Raw genomic sequence first — 22,524 nt, 5'->3', positions numbered from 1 at the left:
GCGCCGCATCCGCTGTAGGACGTTTCCTGCGCCCGCCATGGATAATGAAATCCATGGACCGCTCTGCTATTACCGACGTTGCCGGCATCGAAGTCGGGCACTTCACCGACCCGAGGCGACCGACTGGTTGCACCGTGGTCATCGCCCGCGAGGGTGCTATCGCGGGTGTGGACGTGCGCGGCGCCGCGCCCGGCACGCGTGAGACCGACCTGCTGGCGCCCACCAACCTGGTCGACCGGGTGCACGGCATCCTGCTCGCCGGCGGCAGCGCGTGGGGCCTCGATGCCGCCACCGGCGTCGTGCGTTGGCTCGAGGAGCAAGGCGTTGGGTTTCCCGTCGGGCCGGTGCTCCTGCCCATCGTGCCGGGCGCGGTGCTGTTCGATTTGCTGGTGGGCGACGCCACCATCCGCCCGGACGCGGCCGCCGGCTACGGCGCCTGCGAGTCGGCATCGGCCAGCGCGCCGGCCGAGGGCAATGTCGGTGCCGGTGCGGGCGCCGTCGTCGGCAAGATCTTCGGCATAGAACGCGCCATGAAGGGCGGCATAGGCACGGCGTCAGTCACCGTCGATGGCGTCACGGTCGGCGCGCTGATCGCCTGCAACGCCTTGGGTGACGTGATCGACCCGCAGTCGGGCCTGCCGATCGCGGGCGCCCGCACCACCGACGGCAAGGCCTTGGTCGATACGCGGCGCGCCCTCTTGCGCGGCGAGGCGCCCAAGCCGCTGCTGGCCGGAACGAACACCACCATCGGCGTCATCGCGACCGACGCCGTCATCACCAAGGCCCAGGCCTCGCGCCTCGCGACCATGGGCCATGACGGCCTGGCGCGCAGCATCAACCCGGTCCACACCATGTCCGACGGCGATACCCTGTTCGCCCTGGGCACGGGCCGCGCCGGCAAATCCCCCGGCATGATGGTGCTGGGCACCATGGCGGCCGAAGTCGTGGCGCTGGCTGTGGTGCGTGCGGTGCGAGCCGCGCGAAGCATCACGGCGGGCAAGCTGTACCTGCCCGCGGCGGCCGACCTGTAATGAAGCCACACATGCCCAAGGCCATCCGCTACACCTTGCTTTCCATCCGCGACCTCCTCATCTCCGCCGGCCCCTTTGCGATCGTGGCGGTCGCACTGCTGGTGCTGGCCTACGTGTGGCTGGATCCGACACCGCCCAAGCGCGTGACGCTCGCCACCGGGCCGGCGCAGAGCGCGTATGACGAATTCGGCAAGCGCTACCAGAAAGCGCTGAGAGTCAACGGCACCGAGGTCGTGCTGCTGCCAAGCCAGGGCTCTTCCGACAACCTGCGGCTGCTGCGCGAAGGCAAGGCAGACCTGGGCTTTGTGCAAGGCGGCAGCAACGAGCGCGCGACCACCGAGGAAAGCGGGCTGGAATCGCTGGGCAGCCTGTTCGTCGAACCCGTGTGGCTGTTCTACCGCGAGGACTCCGCGCGCAAGGTGACGGCCACCGCCAGTCTGTCTGCGCTCACACAACTGCAGGGCCTGCGCCTGAACGTCGGCACTGCCGGCAGCGGCGTGCCGCGCCTGATGGAGAAACTGTTCGAGGCCAACAACATCGACATCAAGCGCGTGACCCTCTTGCAGCTCGAACAAACGCCTGCCACGGTGGCTTTCCTGGGCGGCGAGATCGATGCGGTGGTTTTCGCCTCGGCGCCGGAATCGCTGATGGTGCAGATGCTGCTCCAGACACCGGGCGTCAAGCTGATGGATTTCGCGCAGAGCGAAGCCTATTCCCGGCGGTTTCCGTTCCTCACGCCGGTCGTGCTGCCGCGTGGCGTGGTGGACCTGGCGCGCGATCTGCCGGCCAATGACCTGCGCCTGGTCGCCACCACCACGTCCCTGCTCACGCGCGAGCAAACCCATCCCGCCTTGTTGCAGCTGTTCACGCAGGCGGCGCGCGACCTGCACAGCCCGGCGGGCTGGTTCAATCGGGCAGGCACCTTCCCGACCACCGAGCACAGCGAGTACCCGGTCTCCCGGGAAGCCGAGCGCGCCATCAAGGGCGGCCAGCCCTTTTTGCAGCGGTACCTGCCGTTCTGGCTGGCCAACCTGGTAGAGCGCATGTGGCTGGCACTGGGCATCATCATCGCCATCCTGCTGCCGCTGTCGCGGATCGTGCCGCCGCTGTACGAGTTCCGCATCCGTTCGCGCGTGTTCCGCTGGTACGGCCAGCTGCGCGCGATCGAGAACGAGATGCAGGCACCGGACGCCGACTCGGCGCAGCTGGCGCAGGAACTGGACGCCCTGGAAGACAAGGCCGGTCGTATCAGCGTGCCGCTGTCGTATGCCGATGAGCTTTATGCATTGCGCAACAACATCAACCTGGTTCGGCGCAAGCTGGCGGAAATCTCGGGTACGCGAATCGCGCACCGTCCTACAAGTGCGCGCGGCAGCCCTGCCTAGCATGAGCTTTTCGTTCTCCACGGGAGCTAGAAGCATGCCGGACAACAAGACGCAGCCCATGGCCCGCGATCAGGATCGCATCGATATCCACCACGAATACGAGTTGTGCGCCTGGGCGAAGCACTTCAACGCCAGCGAGAAGCGCGTCAAGGAAGCGGTTGCCGCCGTGGGCGACCGCGCCGGCAAGGTGCGGGAGCACCTGTCGGCCAAGAGCGACCGGCCTTCGGGCAACTAGTCGAGGCTGTTGCGCAGTGCGGCCTGCGCCACCGCGTCGAGGGCGCCGTCCACCACGGCCCGGCCCGAGATCATGCGCAACGTGCCGCCTTGCAGCATCTTGCCCAGCAGGCGCCGCGTCATCGAATGGGGCTTGCCGGCGGCGCTGGAGAACATGAACAGCGTGCCGTGCGGGCTGGCCCATGTCACCTGGTAGCGTGCCCAGCCCCCATCCAGCATCATTTCCACCCAGGCGCCCGGCTCGAAGCCCGCTTCGGGCAGCGTCGGCGCCAACTCGCCGGAGGTGGGGCGGGTGTCGCCAAACCCGGGCTCGGTCTCCTGGAATATCGCTCGGGGAGCCGTAGGCAGGTGCGTTTCCATGAAGCCGGAATGCTGCGCCTCGGTCGGCGCCAGCCAGGGACCGGGGCCCTCGTCTTCATCGGTGCCCAGCATGGCCTCCAGCTCCTCACGCGTCATGCTCGTGGACAAGGGCGCGGGCCGCGCCGCCATCTCCACTGCCTGCCGATGGGCGCCCGCCAGGTAGTCCAGGAAGCGCTGCGTCGAAGGGGCGGGATAGTCGATGATCGCCAAGCCATGGCGCAGTTGTTCGACCAGTGCGGGCGCCAGCTTTGCCAGCCGCGCGGTGTTGCCGGCAGCCAACCGCGGCTGCGCGCTCCAGACCAGGTCTGCTACCAGCGCGGCATACCCGTCCGGATCGTTGCCGCCGCTTTCATCGGCCAGGCGCGCCTGGGCCATCACCTGCGACCAGGGCCCGGTGACGAAAACGGCCACCTCGCGAGGCACGCCCGCCATGTCGGGGCGGTAGCGAATCTCCCGCGCGATCTTCTCGGCCAGCAGGTTGCGTTGCTCGGCCTGCAGCAAGGCGCGCACGGCCTTCTGGCGATACCGCCGGTCGCGCTGCTGTTCATCGCCCCAGGCTTCCTCCAGCGTTTTCAGCGCGAAGTCGAAGGGCTCGGCGCCCGCAATGCGAGTTGACAGCAGCACCTCCACGGCCTGCTGCAAGGGCTCGATGAAACCGGCGAAGCCCGGCGCGTCCACGGATTGCCAAGCCAAGCTGCGCTGCGTCATCTGCTCCAGCAGTCGGCGCGCCGGATGCTTGCGGTCGCTGAAAAAGCGCGGGTCGCCCAAGGCCAACCGGAGCAAGGCCGGCTCGAGATCGCGCACGGTCTGCTGCACCGGCGGCAAGAGCCGCGGATCCTGGGCGATGTTCTCGACCATGAGATTGACCACTTCCAGGCCGAGCGCCTGCGTCGGGTTGCGCGCCTCGTCCTGGGTAACGCCGCCTTCGGCACGGCGTTGCCGCAGCCGCTTCATCACCTGGTCGACCTGCCTCATGTCCTGCAGCGCTTCGAACGCGGCGGGGACCGTCATCGAGAAGTCGGGTTGCTGCCTGCCACCGGCATCCGCCGGGGCGGCCTCCTCGGTGCCGCCGGAGAGCAAGCGCCTCAGCTCTTTCAGGTTGAGCAAGGCGCTGGCGTGCGTCGAGGCGCCGGCCGGCGTGGCCCGGGCTCCGGCAGGGGCAGCGCTCTCAGGCGCGGGGATGGCGTTGAAGCGCGCTTCCACCACCCCCTGCGACCGCAGGGTCTGGGAAAGTTCGGCATAGGCCCGGGCGAGCTCAGGCCCCAGGGCCTCGCCCAGGTCGAGCATCCAGCGGGCGCGCACAGCGGCCCCCACCGGGCTTTGCAGGACGACGCTGCGCAGGCTTCGGACATACACTTCCGGCCGCAAGGGGTTGCGCTCCACCTGCACCGTCCGCAAACCCTGGACCGAGCAGATGAGCGCGTTGAGCTCGGCCAGTTCGCCGTCGACTTGCAACGCCACAGCCTGTTGCAGGCGCATCAGCTCCACGCTTTCGCGCATCTGCTCGTCACCCATGAGTTCCAGCGAATCGAAGCTCAGCGCGCCCGCCTTGCGCGTATCGCCGGCTATGGCCTGGGCGAATTCCGCGAGCAAAGCCTGGGGATAGGCTTCGCAGAGCGTGGCTTCATGCTTCATGAGGATGCGCACCGCATCGGTCAGGAGCTTTCGCTCATGGTCGTCCGGCGCCAGCGCGGCGCGGCGCGGCATGGATTCACCGGCCCGCACTACCAGGCGCTGCATCAGGGTCTTGCCTTGGGCGGCCGCCTCCTTCATGCAGGCACGGTAGAGCGCCTGGTAGGAAGTTTTCTCCGGTGCGGTCGACATGGATGCTCCCTTGGCCTACGAACTGCTGTGTCAGCCCGAGTTTAAGCTGGCCCCATCATTGATCAATGGGAGTATTTCTGTGGCAAATCCTCTTTTGGGCCAGATCCTGGGCGGTATTTTCGCGAGCGCCATGCGCGGGCGCGGGCGCAGCGGGCCGTTCCGCGGCGGTACGGGCGGCACGGGGTTGGGCGGCTTGGCCGGCGGCAAGCGCGGCATGCTGCTGGCCATGCTGCTGCCCTTTGCCATGCAGTGGGTGCAGCGCAACGGCGGCATCGGCGCAGTGCTCGATCGCTTCAAGCAAAAAGGTTTCGGCCAGCAAGCCGACTCATGGGTGTCCACCGGGGTAAACCAGTCGCTGCAAGCTGACGCCGTGGACAACGTGGTTGGCCGCGAGGAGCTGTCCCGCTTGGCGCGCCAGCTTGGCGTGCCTGAGCAGGAGGTGGCCGATGGTTTCGCCGAGATCCTGCCGGAGATGGTCGATCAGCTGTCGCCCGAGGGCCAGGTGCCCCCGGAGGCCGACGACGCACTGGACGGCGGACTCTCCGAGATCGAAAAGGAATTGAGCCACCTCACGACCAGCACGCTGCCATGAGGCACTTAAAAACGCAACACAGTTGCGTTATTTAAGAGCTTTGTAGCGCATGCGCTTGGGCTTGGCGCCCTCTTCGCCCAGGCGCTTGCGCTTGTCGGCCTCGTATTCCTGGTAGTTGCCGTCGAAGAAGGTCCACTGGCTGTCGCCCTCGGCGGCCAGGATGTGCGTGGCGATCCGGTCCAGGAACCAGCGATCGTGGCTGATCACCATGACACTGCCGGCGAATTCCAGCAGCGCGTCTTCCAGCGCGCGCAGCGTTTCCACGTCGAGGTCGTTCGAGGGTTCGTCCAGCAGCAGCACGTTGCCGCCGGCGATCAGGGTCTTGGCCAGGTGCAGGCGGCCGCGCTCGCCGCCCGAGAGTGAGCCGACACGCTTTTGCTGGTCGCCGCCGTTGAAGTTGAAACGCCCCGCATAGGCGCGGCTGGCCATCTGGAACTTGCCCACGTTCAGGATGTCCAGCCCGCCGGAGATGTCTTCCCACACGGTCTTGTTGTTGGCCAGCTCGTCGCGGTGCTGGTCCACGAAGGCCATCTTCACGGTGGAGCCGATCTTCACCTCGCCGCTGTCCGGCGCTTCCTTGCCGGCGATCAGCTTGAACAGCGTGGACTTGCCCGCGCCGTTGGGCCCGATGATGCCGACGATGGCGCCGGCCGGAACCTTGAAGCTGAGGTTGTCGATCAGGACCCGGTCGCCGAAGGACTTGGTAACGTTCGTGAATTCGAAGACCTCATTGCCCAGGCGCTCGGCCACGGGGATGAAGATTTCCTGGGTTTCGTTGCGCTTCTGGTATTCGAAGTCCGACAGCTCCTCGAACCGGGCCAGCCGCGACTTGCTCTTGGCTTGGCGGGCCTTCGGGTTCTGGCGCACCCACTCCAGCTCCTTTTTCATCGCCTTCATGTGGGCGTCTTCGGATTTCTGTTCGGCCTCCAGGCGCGCTTCCTTCTGCTCCAGCCAGGTGCTGTAGTTGCCCTTCCATGGAATGCCCACGCCGCGATCCAGTTCGAGGATCCATTCGGCGGCGTTGTCCAGGAAGTAGCGGTCGTGGGTGATGGCGACCACGGTGCCGGAGAAACGCGTCAGGAACACTTCCAGCCACTCCACGCTTTCGGCGTCCAGGTGGTTGGTGGGCTCGTCCAGCAGCAGCATGTCGGGCTTGGACAGCAGCAGGCGGCACAGGGCCACGCGGCGCTTTTCGCCGCCGGAGAGCAGGCCGATCTTGGCCTCCCAGGGCGGCAGACGCAAGGCGTCGGCGGCGATCTCGAGCTGGTGCTCCGAGTCGGTGCCCGCCGTGGCGATGATGGCTTCCAGGCGCGCCTGTTCGGCGGCCAGCGCGTCGAAGTCGGCGTCGGGCTCGGCGTAGGCCGCATATACGTCCTCGAGCTTGGCCTTGGCGGCAAACACCTCGCCCATCGCCTCTTCGACGCTCTCGCGTACGGTGTGCTCGGGGTTGAGCTTGGGCTCCTGTGGCAGGTAGCCGATATTGAGGCCGGGCATGGGCGTGGCTTCGCCCTCGTACTCCTTGTCGACGCCGGCCATGATCTTGAGCAGGGTCGATTTGCCCGAGCCGTTCAGGCCCAGCATGCCGATCTTGGCGCCGGGGAAGAAGGACAGGGAAATGTCCTTGAGGATTTGTCGTTTCGGCGGCACGATCTTGCCGACGCGATTCATGGTGAAGACGTACTGGGCCATGGGGATATCTTTTCAGGAAAACTGCAGGTGCAACCCTCCATTATCGGCGGGATGAGGGATCGCAACCTGCCGGCTGGCTTTTTTGGCTTCGCGTCGCGGGAGGCGGTACCCGGCAGGGGCTCATACTGTGGCGGTCGGCGCTTTGCGCCGACTCCGCTGCGAGCCAACGTGGTGGGCGTGCGGTGCGACGAATACCAACCACCTCTCTACAAAGGCGTGTCTGGGCAAGCCGCGGCGCATCGTTGCGAGGCGCCTGGGTTTGCTCGATTTCGTGGCCGCGCGCAGCGCTTCGTGCTCTGACTTGTCGCAGCTGTTTGAGCGAAGCGGCCTCAGGGCGCGCAGCGAGTTCTGCGACGGGCCGCGAAATCGAGCAAACCCAGGGAAGTCGGTGCGAAGGCACCGACCGCCTTGTCGATGCGACGCGGCCTGCCCGGACACGCCTTTGCCGCGTGCCTTGGGCTTCGCTCTCACTGCCTCAGGCCTTGCCGTCGAGGCTGTTTCTCAGGGCTGCCTTGGCGACTTTGTCGAGCGCTTCGTCGACCACGTTGCGCTCGGCGACGATCTTGATCGAGCCCTGCGCCCGCAGCCGATCCAGGGTGCGGCGCGACATCGAGTGCGCCGATCCGGCCAGGGAGGTGAACATGAACAGGGTCGAGTGCGGGCTGGCCCAGGTGAGCTGCGCCCGGATCCACTGGTCCTTGACCAGCAACTCGACCCAGGTGCCGGTCCTCATGTCGCCCGCGCGAGCCTGCGCTGCCGGCTCCTCCTCCATCGCGTCGGGACTGGCCGGCTCCTCCGGCGCGACCGCTTCCTCGGCGACATAGCCCGATTCCGCGACCTCCTGCTCGTCCAGCCACACTGCGTCGACCGCGCTGTCGCTGAACTGCGATTCCTGGGCCTCCGCCGCATCCGCGGCGGCCTGGCTCACGGCATCGCGGCCCTCGTGCACGGCCGCCCGGTGGATGGCGATGAGGTTGTTGAAGAAGCGCGCCGTGAGCTCGGGCGGGTATTCGATGCGGTCCAGGCCTTCGCGCAGCTTGGCCAGCAGGCCCGGGATCATCTGGACCAGGCGGCGGGCCCGGCCACGGGTGGCGGTGCTCTTCTGGATGCTCCACACCATGTCATCGACCATGGCCCGGTAACCATACGGATCGTCCGATCCGTCGGCGCAGCTGAGCTGCGCCTCGGCCACCACCTGCGCCCATGAATTGCGCAGGAAATCGGAAACGAAATCCGCCACCTCCAGGCCTTCGATCTGCTGCATGAACTCGGCGGCGAGCTTCTGCGCCAGCAGGTTGCGCTGCTCCGCGTGCAGCAGCGCCCGCGCCGCTTCTTCGCGGCGCTGCATCAGGCCCTCATCCTGACCGGCCCATTGCGTCTGCAGATGGTCGATCAGTTCGCCGAAGGTATCGGCATCCACGACCTTGCTGGTGAGCCAGCGCACCGAATCTTCCACGGTGGCCTGGAAGCGCTGCCAGCCGGGATCGCTCTCGCTGGTGAAGGCCAGGCTGCGCTGGGTGATCCGGTCCAGGAACTGGCGCGCGGGGTGGGTGCGGTCGCTGAAAAACCGCGAGTCCAGCTCGGCCAGCCGCAGCATTCCAGGCTCGATCGTCTTGAGCTGGCGCTTGAACTCGGGCAGGAGGCGCTTGTCCTGCGCCAGGTTATCGAACATCAGCCGCACCACCTCTTGCCCGAGCTGCAAGCCCAGGCGGGGCAGCGCCTGGTCCTGTTCCGGGGGAGCCTGGGCCAGCATGTCCGCCGGCGGCGGTGCCGCGGGGGCCTTGGGCCGCTTCTCGAGCTTGTTCACCAGCGCGTCGACCTGCTTCATCTCCTGCAGCATGGCCATCGACGCCGGCATGGTGTAGAGGAAATCCTGCCTTGGCGCCTTGTTGTCGAAATCGCCGGCCAGCAGCTTGCGCAGCCGGTCCAGCGTGAGCAGCGTCTTGGACACCGAGTCGGCAGCGGGCTTTCCACTGGAGCCGCTGCCCTTGTGCACCCTGCCGCCGATCGGCACGGCCGGCTCGACGCCGCAGGAACGCAGCCAGTCCGACAGCTCGCGGTAGAGCCGGCGCAGATTGGCGCCCAGCAGGCCAGCAGCGGGTGCTATCAGGAAGTCGCGCACCGAGGCGTCCGGCACATGCTGGGACAGGCAGGATTGCAGCGCACGCACGAAGACTTCGGGGCGAACAGGGTTGAGGCCGGGCTGTATGGTTCGCCAGCCCAGCAGCGTGCTCACCAGCGCATCCAGCGTGGGCAGGACGTCGTCCACGGCCAGCGACACTTCCTGCTGGGCCCGGGCGACCTCGATGCTTTGGTCCAGCTCGTCATCCTCGAACAGGCGCAGGTCTTCGAACCTCAGCGCCTCGGCATGGGCCTGTTCCTTGCCGCCGCCCTCGTAAACCAGGCGGGTCAGCTCGCCGCGGTAGGTAGCCGCCACCGACTGGGCGTTGGCGGCCATGTCCTCGATGGCGATTTGGGTGCCGGCTTGCTCGAAACCGGGAATGCGGCGCGCATTGCCGGGCGCCGCGGCAGCTTCCAGCCCGCTGAGCATGTCGTGGACCAGCAGGTCGGCCTGCTTCAGCATGGCCTCCAGGCAGTCATTGAGTGACGGCTGGAAGGCCGACGGGTCGTCGGATACGCCGAGTCGAAGCTTCAGCAGGTTGGCCATGGGTGAACGGGGGTAAGCGAGGCCAATTATCAGCTCCAAGGTTGAGCTACGCCAGCTTTTTGACCTGCCATCCGCGCGGCGCGGGGGCAAATGCGACAGATCGGTATTCGTACCGAGGCGGCTGTCAACCGGGTGTAAGAGTCGGTAACCATGCTGTCGCGGGGAGACAAAAGATTCAGATCCGAGATCAACATGCTTTACGTTAAAACCGATGCCGGCCGCCTCGAAGTCCAGGCCCGCGCCCTGACTCTCACCCCGTCCCAGCGGCAGGTGCTGATCCTGTGCAATGGCGACCGCCAGGAGGACGACCTGCTGGAAATGATGCCGGCCGAAACCCTCAAGGCGGCGCTGGACCAGCTGTGCGCGCACGGCTTGCTCGAAGCCAGGCAGGCAGCGCCGCGCGTCAAGGTCGGGCCGGTCGTGCTGACCGAAGCAGAGCGCTACCGGGCGATTGTCGAAATGGCCACGTCCATGGTGATCGAGCTGGGATTCACGGCGCGCATCAAGGCCCAGCTGCAGATCGAGAAGGCGCAATCCCTGCAGGATCTCACGGGCGTGGTCGAGTTGCTGTCCAAGCACCTCAAAAGCACGCCGCTCATGGCGTTGCGGCTCAACAAGCTGCGCGAATTGGCCGCGGCGTAGGGGCCATCCCAGCTCACTCTCAGCGGCAATCGCTCAAGCATGCGACAATAGGGTCGTTGCGGACTCCAGTTGCCCGCAACCTCAGCGTTTCGCTGGGGACGACGCAGGCTTCTTGCAAGCTTGCAGGCTCCCACCCTTGAACCTCATCTGCCTTTGACTGGCTCGGTGCCATGCACCGTACAGGCCGATTCCCAAGCGCCATGGATGGCGCACCCTTAAATGACCTTTGACGAACTGAATCTGGCACCCGCCATTCTCAAAGCCGTGCACGAGCAAGGCTACGAAACCCCCACCCCGATCCAGGCCCAGGCGATTCCCGTCGTGCTCGACGGCCATGACCTGCTTGGCGGCGCCCAGACCGGCACCGGCAAGACCGCTGCCTTCACCCTGCCCCTGCTGCACAAGCTGAACGCCGGCAGCAGCAAGACCAACAAGTTCGGCAAGGACGGCGTCGCCGCCCTCGTGCTCACGCCCACGCGTGAACTTGCCGCGCAGGTGGAAGAGTCCATCCGCACGTATGGCAAGTACCTGCAACTGACCTCGACCGTCATCTTCGGCGGCGTGGGCATGAACCCGCAGGTCGACCGCATCAAGCGTGGCGTCGACATCCTCGTGGCCACGCCGGGCCGCCTGCTCGACCTGCAGCAGCAAGGCAACCTCGACCTGTCGACTGTCGAAATCCTCGTGCTCGACGAAGCCGACCGCATGCTCGACATGGGCTTCCTGCCCGACGTCAAAAAGATCCTCGCGCTGATGCCCAAGGAAAAGCAGAGCCTGCTGTTCTCGGCCACCTTCAGCGATGAAATCCGCGACCTAGCCAATAGCCTGCTGAAGAACCCGCAAAGCATCCAGGTGACGCCGCGCAACACCACCGTGCAGCGCATCACGCAAGTGGTGCACCCGGTCGGCCGCGGCAAGAAGAAGCAACTGCTGGCCCACATCATCCAGGAACACAATTGGAGCCAAGTGCTGGTGTTCACCCGCACCAAGTTCGGCGCCAACAACGTCGCCGAATTCCTGACCAAGAACGGCATCCAGGCCATGGCGCTGCACGGCAACAAGAGCCAGTCTGCGCGCACCCAGGCGCTGGCCGGCTTCAAGAGCGGCGACATCCGTGCGTTGGTCGCGACCGACATCGCGGCGCGCGGTATCGACATCGACGAGCTGCCGCACGTGGTCAACTACGAAATCCCGAACGTGCCCGAAGACTATGTCCACCGCATCGGCCGCACCGGCCGCGCGGGCAACGAAGGCGCGGCCGTGAGCTTCGTCTGCCTGGACGAAGAAGGCTTCATGCAGGAGATCGAGCGCTTCACCAAGCAGCGCATCCCATCCGTCCCCATCGAAGGCTTCGGCGCCGAACCCGGCGAACGTGGCGAGCCGATCGCCATGGGCCGCCAGACCATCTGGGGCGGCGCCGGCAAGCCGCCGAGCCGCGAAGTCATGATGGCGGCCGCGAAAGCAGCGCGCCAGGAAATGATGACTCGCATCCGCGACAACAAGGGTGCCGAAGGCGGCGGCCGTGGCGGTGACCGTTCGGCCAAGCCCAAGCAGCCGCAAGGCCAGCGCAGCGCGAATGGCAATGGCAATGGCAATGGCAACGGAGCGCGCAACGGTAACGGCAATGGTGCCCGCAACGGCAACGCGCCCAGGCAGGGCGGCGCCCGTCCGCCGCAGCAGAGCCGGCCGCCCAACAGCCATTCGCCGCGTCACGCGGATGACGCGCAGCCGCGCGATGGGGCGCACAATATCGCCAGCCCCTTCGTGCAACGCGACGCCCCTGTAAGACACACCGATGGACAACCCGACCCCTTGCGCACCAGCGTCGACAGCATGGGCGGGCGCGGACGCCGCGGCGGCGGGGGCGGCGGGGGCGGCGGTGGCCGCTCGAACCGTGGTGGTGGCGGGGGCTTCGGCCCTCGTGGGCCGGGAAATCCTACAAGGACTTTTGGCCGATGATTCGGTGGTGGCGGTCCATTCGCTGGGCCGCCGCGAACTGCCTCTCAAGCACCCCAAGCTGACCCAGTATCGGGTCGATTTCAAGGCCTTGCCCGCGCTGCCCCGCGTGGGCGAGGCCTTTATCGCTTTGGGCACCACGATCAAGGTGGCTGGAAGCCAGGCGGCGTTCCGGGCGGTCGATTTCGATGCCGTCGTGGCCGTCGCGAAGGCGGCCAAGGCGGCGGGCGCCAGCCGGCTGGGCGTGGTCAGCGCCATGGGGGCCAGTGCGCGCTCCCCGGTCTTTTACAACCGCGTCAAGGGAGAGATGGAAGAGGCGCTGTCCGCGCTGGGCTTCGACACGCTGGTCATTGCCCGGCCGTCCTTCCTGGCGGGAGACCGCGAGGCGCTGGGTCAACCGCTGCGTTCCGGCGAGAAACTGGCGCTGCGGGTTTCGAAGCTGCTGGCGCCGCTGATCCCCGCCAACTATGCATCGGTCGATGCGCGTTTGGTGGCGAACGCGCTACTCACGATCGTGCCGCGAGAACGCGGGCGCCGTGTGCTGCTCTCGGGAGAATTGCAGAACCTCAGGAAGCCCGCCGCTTCGCCCCCGTGACGCGCGTTGCCGAGCCCTCCTCGCGCAGTTCACGCACCACCCTGTCCATCGTGGGCGCCAGCATGTTCCAGTGGAGGACACGGGCCATGGGCCGATGGGACGCGCGCCAGGCCTGCGAGGACACCAGTCCCAGCGGGTCGCTATAGAGGCCCAGGTCGCTCATCACCATGACGTCTTTCTCGGTCGCGACGCCGCCCAGGAAGGCATCGCCCGCGGCACCCCACATCGCGTCCCCGTTCCGGTGGATGCCATAGCCCCAGTCCCAGCCGTGATCTTTCAGCCGCTGGCGCGCCGCGGACATGTAGACCGCGTCGAAGATATAGGTGTCGGTGCGCAGCCAACAATCGTTCAGCCAGATTTCAGCGAGGGGCCGGCCGGCCGAGGCGACATTGGACGTGAGGCCGCGCAGGATCTCGCCGCGCATTTCGATGTAGCGCAGCCGCGCCGGGATGCCGGCTGCGCGCATCAACGCGATCAGCACCGTCGCCTTGTCGTTGGCGTCGCCGCAGCCCGCTTCGATGACCTGCCGCGCGGTGCGCAGGCGCATCTTGAAAGGCTTGGCAAAAGGGATGCGCTTGACGAAGCCATAGACCGCCAGCGCTTTTTCGCGGTCGGTCCTGCAAAGTTGCGTCAGCGCGTGCGCGCGAAGGCGCAGCTTGGGATCGTCCAGATCGAGCAGCTCGGTGGAACCGAGCCAGCAGTCTGGCCCGTCCACGACCGGCTGGCGATCGAAACCATGCGATTCCAGGAAGTCCGCCAAGGGTGAGTCTCCAACGATTCCGGGCAGGCGGTCGCCGCGCCCGGGTAGCCCGCGTGCACATGGCCGCGGATCTTGTAACTACAAATTCTACCGCGCCGTCGGGCTGCGGCAAGGCCCCGCGTTTGTCACGCGAAATCAGGCTGCCTTGATAAGAGGCGCGGGCGTGTTCAGGCGCGGCAGGCGCTTGCGCGTGGACAGCACCTGCTCGATATCCTCACGCGCCCCATCGATCAACACGAGGATGGCTTTTTCGGCCTTGGCGGGGTTGTGGGCCACCACGGCGTCCAGCACTGCACGGTGCAAGGGCAGCGAATTCCGCGGGCCGTCCTTGCGCGCCGTCGAGATTTCAAAACTGGTGCGCAGCAGCGCTCCCAGCGCCTTGCTCATTTGCACGATCATGCGGTTGCGGCAGGCGCGCAGCAGCCCCTGGTGGAACAGCAGGTCGTACTTGACGTAGTCGCCGCCCTCCTCCACGGCCTTGCGCATGCCTTCGTACGCCGATTCGATCTCCGCCAGGTCTTGCGGCGTGGCGCGTTCAGCCGCCATGCGCACGGCGGCGGGCTCCACCACCCGCCGCAGGTCCTGCAGGTCGCGCAGGAATTCGGGGGTCAGGCCCGCATGCGACTGCCACATGATGACGTCGGGGTCGAACCAGTTCCACTGGTCGGAGTCCAGCACCCGCGTCCCCACCTTGGGGCCGCTGCTCACCAGGCCTTTGGCGATCAGCGATTTCACGGCCTCGCGCACCACCGTGCGGCTGACGCCCAGCTCCTCGCACAGCAGGGGCTCCGGCGGAATCGGCGCGCCGGGTCCGTACCGTCCCGCGACGATCGCCCGGCCGAGATGATCGACCGTGTTGCCGTGGACGTTCTTGATCATGTTGGCCTGCGCTCTCATCCTCGCACGAACAGCGTTACCAGCGGATCAGGACCCACCTGCCGGCTCCAGTGACCGTGCACCGACGCGTCGAAAGTCGCGCCGGCAGGCAGCAGGTCGGCGGAATAAAAATGCTGCCCCGGCCCGAAGATGCGTGACGTGCCGTCCTGCAGGCCGATCTCCATCCGGCCGCCCAGGATGAACACCCATTGCGTGTGGGGACTGCAATGGAACTGGCTGCGAAAGCCCACCGGGCTGTGGCGCAGTTGCATGCCGCCCGAGGGCATCAGCGCCGAAAGCATGGACTGGGGCGTGCCCTCGGCCAGCTCGATCGGCTCCTCGCGAAATCGGGCGCGCCCATCCGCGTCCGTGAAGAGAACTACTTTGGTGAATACGGTCATGGTTTCAATCCAGGCGGTTGCCGCTGGCACCGTCAAATACGTGGGCCTTGCCGGAGGCAATGTCCAGGCGAACGATATCGTCCGGCTGGACGGCGGTGCGCCCATGCAGCACGACCACCAGCTGCGCCTTGCCCACTTCGACCAGGAGCTCGGTCTCCGCGCCGGTTGGCTCGACGACGATCACCTTGGCAGGAATACCGTTGCCCGAGGTCGATACGGAAATGTCGCCGGGCCGCACGCCGTAATGTACGGCAAGCCCGTCGCGGGCTTGGGTCAAGGCGCTCGCCGGCCAGCGCTGGCCTTCGGCTTCGACCCAGGTTTGCCCATCGCCGGTGCGCAGCGTTCCCGCCACCACGTTCATCGCGGGAGAACCGATGAATTGCGCGACGAAGAGGTTGCGCGGCCGGTCGAACAGTTCGAGCGGCGTGCCGATCTGCTCGACGATGCCGTCGTGCATCACGACGATGCGGTCGGCCATGGTCATGGCCTCGATCTGGTCATGGGTGACGTAGACCGTCGTGGTCTTGAGGCGCTGGTGCAACGCCTTGATCTCGGCGCGCATCGCCACCCGCAGCTTGGCGTCGAGGTTGGACAAGGGCTCGTCGAACAGGAACACCTTGGGATCTCGCACGATGGCGCGCCCCATGGCGACACGCTGGCGCTGGCCCCCGGAGAGTTCCCTCGGAAAGCGCTCCAGCAGCGCATCGAGGTTGAGGATGCGCGCCGCGTTCGCGACCCGCTCGCCGATCAGCCCCTTGTCGGCCTTGCGCAGCCGCAGGCTGAAGCCCAGGTTGTCGCTCACCGTCATGTGCGGATAGAGCGCGTAGCTCTGGAACACCATGGCGATGTCGCGGTCCTTGGAATCGACCTCGTTGACGACGCGCCCATCGATGGCGATTTCGCCGCCGGAGATCTCTTCCAGCCCGGCCAGCATCCGCAACAGCGTGGACTTGCCGCAACCCGAGGGGCCGACCATCACCACGAACTCGCCGTCGGCGATGTCGAAGCTGATGCCGTGGATGATCTTGAACTTGCCGAAGTTCTTCTCGACGCGATTGAATGAGACAGCTGCCATGGTGAAAAGCAGTTCCTTGTATTTGCTAGCTCTTCACGGCGCCGGCCGTCAGGCCCGACACCATGTAGCGCTTGAAGGCGTAATAGATCGCCGCCGGCGGCAGCGCATAGACGAAACCGGTGGCCATGAGCAACTCCCATGGCGAATCGTCCGCCGCCAGGAAGTTGCCCAGCGCGACCGCCAGCGTGAGATCGGTTTCGTTGGACAGCAGCAGGAACGCGTACAGATACTCGTTCCAGGCCAGCAGCAACGCATAAGTTCCCACGGCCACCAGCGACGGAACCATGAGCGGCAGGTACACCAGGAAGAACAGCTGCACCGGCGTGGCGCCGTCCATGCGGGCGGCTTCGTCCAGCTCGTACGGCAGCTTGTCCGAGGCCTGCTTGAGCACCCAGATGCAATAAGGCGATGCGATCGTCACCATGGCCAGGATCAGCGACCACTGGTTGTTGAGCAGGCCATAGTTGGCCATGGTCTTGTACATCGGCACCGCCAGGAAGGCAGCGGGGATGAAATAGGTGAACAGCGCCATGTTCATCACCGTGCGTCCACCGCGCACCCGCAGGCGGCTGATCGCAAACGCGGCCGTTGTGGCCACCACCAGCGTGATGGCGCCGACGGCCAGCGCGATCAGGAGGGAATTGCCCAGCTGCACCCAGAAGTGACTCAGGTAGAAATGCTTCTGGAAGAAGACCGTCTCGAAGTTCTGCAGCGTCGGGTTCTTGGGCCACAGCCGCCCGGAAGTGGCCGAGTCGCGCTCGGAGATCGCGAACAGGAACATGTGATAGACCGGAATGATGGTCCAGAGGAACACCGGGATGCCGATCAGCAGCAGCTTGGCTTCCGCCGTGACCATGCGCAGGCTGATCTTCTTCATTTGCTCAGCCTCTTCATCATGAAATACACCAAGGGCAGCACGAGCGGCAGCGCCACCACGATAGAGGCCATGGCCACGTCCACCTGGTCCAGGCGCAGGTAGCGGATGCCCAATGTCGCCAGCACGTGCGTGAGGTCGGCCGGCCCGCCACCGGTGAGCAGGTACACGCTGTTGAAATCACCCAAGGTCCAGATGGCCGAGAGGATCGTGGATGTCACGTACAGGTTGCGCATCGCCGGCCAGGTGATGAAACGGAACTTCTGCCAGTTGCTGGCGCCGTCCACCGACGCGGCTTCGTATTGCTCGCCCGGAATTGCCAGCCGCCCGGCGATCAGGATCAACGTCCAGAACGGCAGCGACTTCCAGATGTGCATGAGCATGGAGAACGACAAGGCGAGCGTGGGGTCGTTGAGCCAGTTCGGGCCGTCCAGCCCGGTCATACGGAAGATCAGGGAGTTGATGACGCCCCACTCCGGATTGAGCATGAAGCGCACCGACAGGATGGTGGGGATGGAAGGCACCGCCCACGGCAGGATGAACAGCACCGACAGCGCCTTGATCCACCAGCGCGTCCTGATGAAGAAGCCCGAGAGCACCAGGGCCACCATCATTTTGACGTTGATGGCCACGAACAGGAACACCAGCGTGTTGACGGCGCTGCGAAAGAAGATCGGGTCGTCGAACAGCTTGGTATAGCTGGCGGGATGGCGTGCCAGCCACAGCCCGTAGATCACGGGGTAAAGCACGAACACCGCGAACACGAGCAGGTAGGGCACGACCAGCAGCCGTCCCCAGAGCTCATATTGCGACAGGGCCCGGGCCGATCGGGCCGCGGCGGGCATCGATGCGGTTGCGACTTGGGTCATGATTCGAAGGCCAGCACGGGCTGCGGTAATGAGGCCGGCCGCAAGCCCATTGGCTTCCGGCCGGCCGTTGCTTTCCTAGTTGGCGGCGACGGTCTTGATGCGGGCGATCAATTCGTCCGTGGCTTTATCCACCGGCACCTTCTCGTTGAGGATTCGGTTGGCGGCCTTGGCCCACACGTTCTCGTTGTTCAGCACCGTGAACTTGTAGTTCTTGGTGAATTCGAAAGGCGTGGTGCCGTTCATGAACTGGTTGTAAACGGCCAGGCGGTGCGGATCGCTCTTCCAGAACGGGCTTTGCTGCGCCGCCTTGGTGACCGGGAACCAACGGCCGAGCGAGCCTTCGACATACGGTGTCAGGTTGGCATCGTCCAGCATGAAGGCCACGAACTTCTTGGCGCCTTCCTTGTTCTTGGCATCCTTGAAGATCACACCCGTCTTCACGGCGGCGCGATACACCATCTTGGAGCCGTCCGGCTTGTTCGGAAAGCCCGCCGTAGCGATCAGCTCCGTGTAGTTCTTCTTGGCCGTTGCGCGCTGCGCCTCGGTCAAGGTGGCGTTGTTCATGTCGTCGAGCCACTTCGCCGCGATGGAGATCGTCGCGTTGTGGGTCAGCACCGTCGTCTTGTTGTGGAAGGCAACGTTGTTGTCGGGGTCCTTCCAGTTGGTGGCCGAGGGCGGCGTGCAGCCCTTGCCGTACACGCTGGTGTAGTCGGTCAGCGCATTGATCAGCCCCTGGCGCACGGCCGGGTCATCCACCAGCAGCTTGCCGGAGTCGCTGACCAGCTTGACGTTGTAGGCGTCCATGAACGTCAGGAACGAGTAGAAGGAGTCGCTGGAGTCCACGCCCAGCGGCTGGCCTATGCCGAACACCCGGTTGCCGGTTTTCTGGCGATACCCGACCTGCACCTTGTCGCACCAGAAGCTCCAGTAGCCCTTCCAGTCCTTGGGGATGTCGCTTTCCTTGAAGCCCGCTTCAGCCAGCATGTCTTTCCAGTACTGGATGTGCATGGTCTGCTGCTTGATCGGATAGGCGTAATAGGCGCGCGTGCCGTTGGTGTTGTTCAGCAGGAACGTGGTCGACAAGGCCGAGGGCTCGAACTTGGACTGGATCGGATTGATGATGCTGGAGACGTCCTCCAGCTTTCCGTCGTACGCCCACTTGGCGGTCACCTGGAAATCGAACACGTCGCCGTAAGTCACGTCCGGCACGTTGCCGGCGTCGAGCGCGGCGACCGCCTTCGGGATCATTTCCTGCGGCGCATAGAGAGACAGGTCGATCTTGTACTTGGGATTCTTGGCCTCGAACTTCTTGATGGCCGCGAGCAGCGCGTCGTCCTCCGCCTTGTAGAAGCCCTTCTGCCACCAGACGGTCAGCTTTTCCTGGGCGGCGGCCTGCCCTGCGGCCACCAGGCCCGCAGCGAACATCGCCGTGGCCAGCAGTGTCTTGAGTCTCATATCGCTTGTCTCCTATACAGGTGAGTCAGTGAACTGTGCATTGTTATCATATGATGATTAAAACCTTCGAACTCTATGGAAAACCCGCAGCCGGATGGCGCGTTCCTCAGGACCATTCCGGCACCGGGCTGAGCAAAGGCCGCCCCGCGAAATGCGAGCGAAGGTTGTCGAGCGCCAGGTCGGCCATGGCCTGGCGCGTCTCTCGCGTGGCGCTCGCCATGTGCGGCGTCAGCACCACGTTGTCCAAGGCCTTCAGCGCTTCGGGCACATGGGGCTCTTTCTCGAACACGTCCAGCCCCGCGCCGGCGATCACGCCGTTTTGCAGCGCCTCGATCAGCGCCGCTTCATCGACGACCGAGCCGCGCGCCACGTTGATCAGGTAGCCCTTGGGTCCGAGTGCGTTCAGCACCTCGGCATCGATCAGGTGGTAGGTGCCGGTCCCGCCGGGGGTGATCACGACGAGGAAGTCCACCTGCGCCGCGAGCGCCTTCGCCGTGGGATGGAAATCGAAGGGAATCTCCGGCTTGGAGCTGCGGGCCGTGTACGCGACCGACATATCGAATGCCTGCGCGCGGCGCGCGATGGCCTGGCCGATGCGGCCCAGGCCGACGATGCCCAGGCGCGCGCCCGAGACCTTGCGCGCCAGCGGCATCGGCCCTTCGGTGGCCCAGCGGCCCTCGCGCACGTAGCGGTCGGCCTGCGGAATTCGCCGGGCGATGCCGAACATGAGGCTGATGGCCAGGTCGGCGACGTCGTCGTTGAGCACCCCGGGCGTGTGCGTCACCGGGATGCCCCGCTCGAGCGCGGCCGGCACATCGACGCCGTCGTAACCCACGCCCATGATGGACACGATCTCGAGCGCCGGCAGTTGCTCCATCAGAGCGCGCGGCACCTTGGATTCGCCGCCGCCGCAGATGCCGCGAATCTCGGGCGCGACCTTGGCGAACGCCGCGGGATCGGTCTGGTGCAGCCGGTCATGGACGACGAAGGCTTCGTTGAGGGGCTCCAGCAGGAATGGAGGCAGTTTGGCGACGGTAAGTATTTGTGGACGAGACAAGGCGGTCCCCTTTGGTCATGGTTTCCACTGAGAAACTGGCTCCAATGGTATGAACATAATATGATTGAACATTCAGGACTTTCCCTATGACCACTCCTCCCAAGAAAAAACCCGCAGCCGAGCTGCGCAGCCAGCAATGGTTCGGCCGGCAGGACCGCGACGGATTCGCCTACCGCAGCTGGGTCAAAGGCAAGGGTGTGCCGCATGACCAGTTCGACGGCAGGCCTGTCATAGGTATCTGCAATACGTTCAGCGAACTCACGCCCTGCAATTCGCATTTCCGCACCCTGGCCGAGCAGGTGAAGATCGGCGTGTACGAGGCCGGCGGTTTCCCGCTGGAGTTCCCCGTGATGTCGCTGGGCGAGACGCTGTTGCGCCCCACCGCCATGCTCTACCGCAACCTCGCCAGCATGGACGTGGAGGAAAGCATCCGCGGCAACCCGATCGATGGGGTCGTGCTGCTGATGGGTTGCGACAAGACCACGCCTTCCCTGGTCATGGGCGCGTCCAGCGTCGACCTGCCGACGGTCGGCGTGTCCGGCGGGCCCATGCTCAGCGGCAAATGGCGCGGGCAGGAACTGGGCTCGGGCACCGGCGTCTGGAGCATGAGCGAGCAGGTGCGCGCCGGCACGCTCAAGCTGGCCGACTTCTTCGAAGCCGAGAGCTGCATGCACCGCAGCCACGGCCACTGCATGACCATGGGCACCGCCTCGACGATGGCCAGCATGGTCGAAGCGCTGGGCATCGGCCTGCCGGGCAACGCCGCCTACCCGGCGGTGGACGGCCGGCGCAACGTGCTGGCGCGGATGGCCGGCCGGCGCGCCGTCGAGATGGTCCACGAAGACCTGACGCTGTCGAAGATCCTCACGCGCCAGGCCTTCGAGAACGCCATCAAGACGCTGGCGGCGATCGGCGGCTCGACCAACGCGGTGATCCACCTGATTGCAATCGCGCGGCGCATCGGTGTCGAGCTCACGATCGAGGATTTCGACCGCCTGGCCAGCGAACTGCCCTGCCTGGTGAACCTGCAGCCTTCGGGCAAGTACCTGATGGAAGACTTCTGCTACGCAGGCGGCCTGCCGGTGGTGATGAAGGAGATTTCGCAGCACCTGCACCTGGATGCCATCACGGCCAACGGACGCAAGGTCGGCGAGAACATTTCTGACGCCCAGAACTACAACACCGAGGTGATCAAGCCGCTGGCCACCCCGTTCAAGGACAAGGCCGGCATCGCCGTGCTGCGCGGCAACCTGGCCCCGCGCGGCGCCGTGATCAAGCCCAGCGCCGCGACGCCGGCGCTGATGGTGCACAAAGGCCGGGCCGTGGTGTTCGAGAACATCGAGGACTTCCACGCCCGCATCGACGACGAGAACCTGGACGTGGACGAGAACTGCGTGCTGGTGCTCAAGAACTGCGGCCCCAAGGGCTACCCCGGCATGGCCGAAGTGGGCAATATGCCGTTGCCGCCCAAGGTGCTGCGCAAGGGCATCACCGACATGGTCCGCATCAGCGATGCCCGCATGAGCGGCACGGCCTATGGCACGGTGGTGCTGCATACGGCGCCGGAAGCCGCCGCCGGCGGTCCGCTGGCGATCGTGCAAAACGGCGACATGATCGAGCTCGACGTGCCGAACCGGCGCATCCAGCTGCACATCAGCGACGAGGAAATGGCGCGTCGCCTGGCGGAATGGAAAGCGCCCGAGCCGCCCCTGAAGTCAGGCTACTGGAAGCTGTACGTCGACCATGTACTACAGGCCGACGAAGGCGTCGACCTCGACTTCCTGGTCGGCAAGCGCGGGGCCTTCGTGCCGCGGGACAATCACTGAAAGCCTGGATTGCGGGTCGAGCCCGCAATGGCAGCCCGTTGTCATCCCGGGCCTGACCCACTACTGTCCGGAGAAGCGTTCTCATTTGGATCGCAAGTCGTTGATTTTATTGATTTAAACGGCCGGGCGTGGCCGGGTCGATTTGAATTTCAGCTTCCCGAAGCCGCACACTCGTATGGATTTGCGGGGGTGCGGCCATGCACAAAGGCAAGCTGGTATTTGCTCAATTGAAGGAGCATCTGCCGCGGTCCGTTTTTGATCGGTGCGTGGCGCGTTACTCGGGCTCGCACGCGCCGCTGAAGTTCTCGCATTGGGATCAGTTGCTGTGCATGATGTTTGCGCAACTGACTTCGCG

20 protein-coding genes are annotated in these 22,524 nt (G+C 65.5%); 9 read left to right on the top strand and 11 right to left on the bottom strand.

The genetic code is table 11. The features are described 5' to 3' along the window. Positions 1-44: 44 nt before the first annotated feature. From HNE04_RS07040 to HNE04_RS07030, 3 genes are read left to right on the top strand one after another with little or no spacing between them, the layout of a single operon-like run. Positions 45-1,031 (top strand): P1 family peptidase, encoded by a 987-nt coding sequence (locus tag HNE04_RS07040; protein WP_172217825.1) that lies wholly within the window; start codon positions 45-47, stop codon positions 1,029-1,031. An 11-nt stretch (positions 1,032-1,042) separates the two neighbouring features. Then, positions 1,043-2,416: a TAXI family TRAP transporter solute-binding subunit gene (locus HNE04_RS07035; protein ID WP_172217824.1), complete on the top strand. Its 1,374-nt coding sequence runs from the start codon at positions 1,043-1,045 to the stop codon at positions 2,414-2,416. Positions 2,417-2,450: 34 nt separating this feature from the next. Continuing rightward, complete coding sequence (locus HNE04_RS07030) at positions 2,451-2,651, top strand: DUF3606 domain-containing protein (protein ID WP_172217823.1); 201 nt, start codon at positions 2,451-2,453, stop codon at positions 2,649-2,651. Here the strand turns inward: HNE04_RS07030 and HNE04_RS07025 are convergent. Next, positions 2,648-4,834, bottom strand: coding sequence for a DUF1631 family protein (locus HNE04_RS07025; RefSeq protein ID WP_172217822.1), 2,187 nt, complete (start codon positions 4,832-4,834; stop codon positions 2,648-2,650). The two genes, HNE04_RS07030 and HNE04_RS07025, sit on opposite strands and share 4 nt — an antisense overlap. A gap of 79 nt (positions 4,835-4,913) precedes the next feature. Between HNE04_RS07025 and HNE04_RS07020 the strand changes: the two genes are divergently transcribed. Beyond that, positions 4,914-5,426 carry a YidB family protein gene (locus tag HNE04_RS07020; RefSeq protein WP_172217821.1) on the top strand — a complete coding sequence of 171 codons (513 nt, stop codon included), beginning with the start codon at positions 4,914-4,916 and terminating at the stop codon, positions 5,424-5,426. A 27-nt stretch (positions 5,427-5,453) separates the two neighbouring features. On the opposite strand, the gene ettA is transcribed toward HNE04_RS07020, so the two are convergent. Beyond that, the gene (gene ettA / locus HNE04_RS07015; protein ID WP_172217820.1) at positions 5,454-7,115 is read right to left on the bottom strand and encodes an energy-dependent translational throttle protein EttA; all 1,662 of its coding nucleotides are present in this window, start codon (positions 7,113-7,115) and stop codon (positions 5,454-5,456) included. Between the two features lie 475 nt (positions 7,116-7,590). Then, entirely contained in the window at positions 7,591-9,783 is a 2,193-nt protein-coding gene (locus HNE04_RS07010; protein ID WP_172217819.1) for a DUF1631 family protein, read from the bottom strand. A 192-nt stretch (positions 9,784-9,975) separates the two neighbouring features. Between HNE04_RS07010 and HNE04_RS07005 the strand changes: the two genes are divergently transcribed. The 3 genes from HNE04_RS07005 (at position 9,976) to HNE04_RS06995 (ending at position 12,976) form a co-directional block, all read left to right on the top strand. After that, positions 9,976-10,425 (top strand): hypothetical protein, encoded by a 450-nt coding sequence (locus HNE04_RS07005; protein WP_172217818.1) that lies wholly within the window; start codon positions 9,976-9,978, stop codon positions 10,423-10,425. 219 nt (positions 10,426-10,644) lie between these two features. Next, positions 10,645-12,384 carry a DEAD/DEAH box helicase gene (locus HNE04_RS07000; RefSeq protein WP_172217817.1) on the top strand — a complete coding sequence of 580 codons (1,740 nt, stop codon included), beginning with the start codon at positions 10,645-10,647 and terminating at the stop codon, positions 12,382-12,384. Next, the gene (locus tag HNE04_RS06995; protein ID WP_172217816.1) at positions 12,305-12,976 is read left to right on the top strand and encodes a Rossmann-fold NAD(P)-binding domain-containing protein; all 672 of its coding nucleotides are present in this window, start codon (positions 12,305-12,307) and stop codon (positions 12,974-12,976) included. The genes HNE04_RS07000 and HNE04_RS06995 overlap by 80 nt, the downstream gene beginning before the upstream one ends. On the opposite strand, the gene HNE04_RS06990 is transcribed toward HNE04_RS06995, so the two are convergent. The 8 genes from HNE04_RS06990 to HNE04_RS06955 form a co-directional block, all read right to left on the bottom strand. Next, complete coding sequence (locus HNE04_RS06990; protein WP_172217815.1) at positions 12,948-13,736, bottom strand: transglutaminase domain-containing protein; 789 nt, start codon at positions 13,734-13,736, stop codon at positions 12,948-12,950. The two genes, HNE04_RS06995 and HNE04_RS06990, sit on opposite strands and share 29 nt — an antisense overlap. Before the next feature lie 135 nt (positions 13,737-13,871). After that, on the bottom strand, positions 13,872-14,615 hold the full coding sequence (locus HNE04_RS06985) for a FadR/GntR family transcriptional regulator (RefSeq protein WP_172217814.1): 744 nt from the start codon (positions 14,613-14,615) through the stop codon (positions 13,872-13,874). A 14-nt stretch (positions 14,616-14,629) separates the two neighbouring features. Further along, the gene (locus HNE04_RS06980; RefSeq protein WP_172217813.1) at positions 14,630-15,013 is read right to left on the bottom strand and encodes a cupin domain-containing protein; all 384 of its coding nucleotides are present in this window, start codon (positions 15,011-15,013) and stop codon (positions 14,630-14,632) included. 4 nt (positions 15,014-15,017) lie between these two features. Then, positions 15,018-16,088: an ABC transporter ATP-binding protein gene (locus HNE04_RS06975; protein ID WP_172217812.1), complete on the bottom strand. Its 1,071-nt coding sequence runs from the start codon at positions 16,086-16,088 to the stop codon at positions 15,018-15,020. 25 nt (positions 16,089-16,113) lie between these two features. Next, positions 16,114-16,965: a carbohydrate ABC transporter permease gene (locus tag HNE04_RS06970; RefSeq protein WP_172217811.1), complete on the bottom strand. Its 852-nt coding sequence runs from the start codon at positions 16,963-16,965 to the stop codon at positions 16,114-16,116. Further along, on the bottom strand, positions 16,962-17,831 hold the full coding sequence (locus tag HNE04_RS06965) for a carbohydrate ABC transporter permease (protein ID WP_172217810.1): 870 nt from the start codon (positions 17,829-17,831) through the stop codon (positions 16,962-16,964). The genes HNE04_RS06970 and HNE04_RS06965 overlap by 4 nt, the downstream gene beginning before the upstream one ends. A gap of 75 nt (positions 17,832-17,906) precedes the next feature. Further along, positions 17,907-19,286: an ABC transporter substrate-binding protein gene (locus HNE04_RS06960; protein ID WP_172217809.1), complete on the bottom strand. Its 1,380-nt coding sequence runs from the start codon at positions 19,284-19,286 to the stop codon at positions 17,907-17,909. A gap of 106 nt (positions 19,287-19,392) precedes the next feature. After that, a complete protein-coding gene (locus tag HNE04_RS06955) occupies positions 19,393-20,343 on the bottom strand; it encodes a 2-hydroxyacid dehydrogenase (RefSeq protein WP_172217808.1) in 951 nt (316 codons plus the stop codon). A gap of 86 nt (positions 20,344-20,429) precedes the next feature. On the opposite strand from HNE04_RS06955, the gene HNE04_RS06950 reads away from it, so the two are divergent. Together HNE04_RS06950 and HNE04_RS28500 are read left to right on the top strand one after the other, a co-directional pair. Then, a complete protein-coding gene (locus tag HNE04_RS06950) occupies positions 20,430-22,169 on the top strand; it encodes an IlvD/Edd family dehydratase (protein ID WP_172217807.1) in 1,740 nt (579 codons plus the stop codon). 197 nt (positions 22,170-22,366) lie between these two features. Further along, on the top strand, positions 22,367-22,524 hold a 158-nt coding region (locus HNE04_RS28500; protein WP_172217806.1), incomplete at its 3' end, for a DUF4372 domain-containing protein.

The organism is Caenimonas soli (assembly GCF_013155545.1).
Lineage (GTDB): Bacteria > Pseudomonadota > Gammaproteobacteria > Burkholderiales > Burkholderiaceae_C > Ramlibacter > Ramlibacter soli.
The sequence above is the reverse complement of the archived record's forward strand: the minus strand, read 5'-3'. Positions and strand labels throughout refer to the sequence as shown.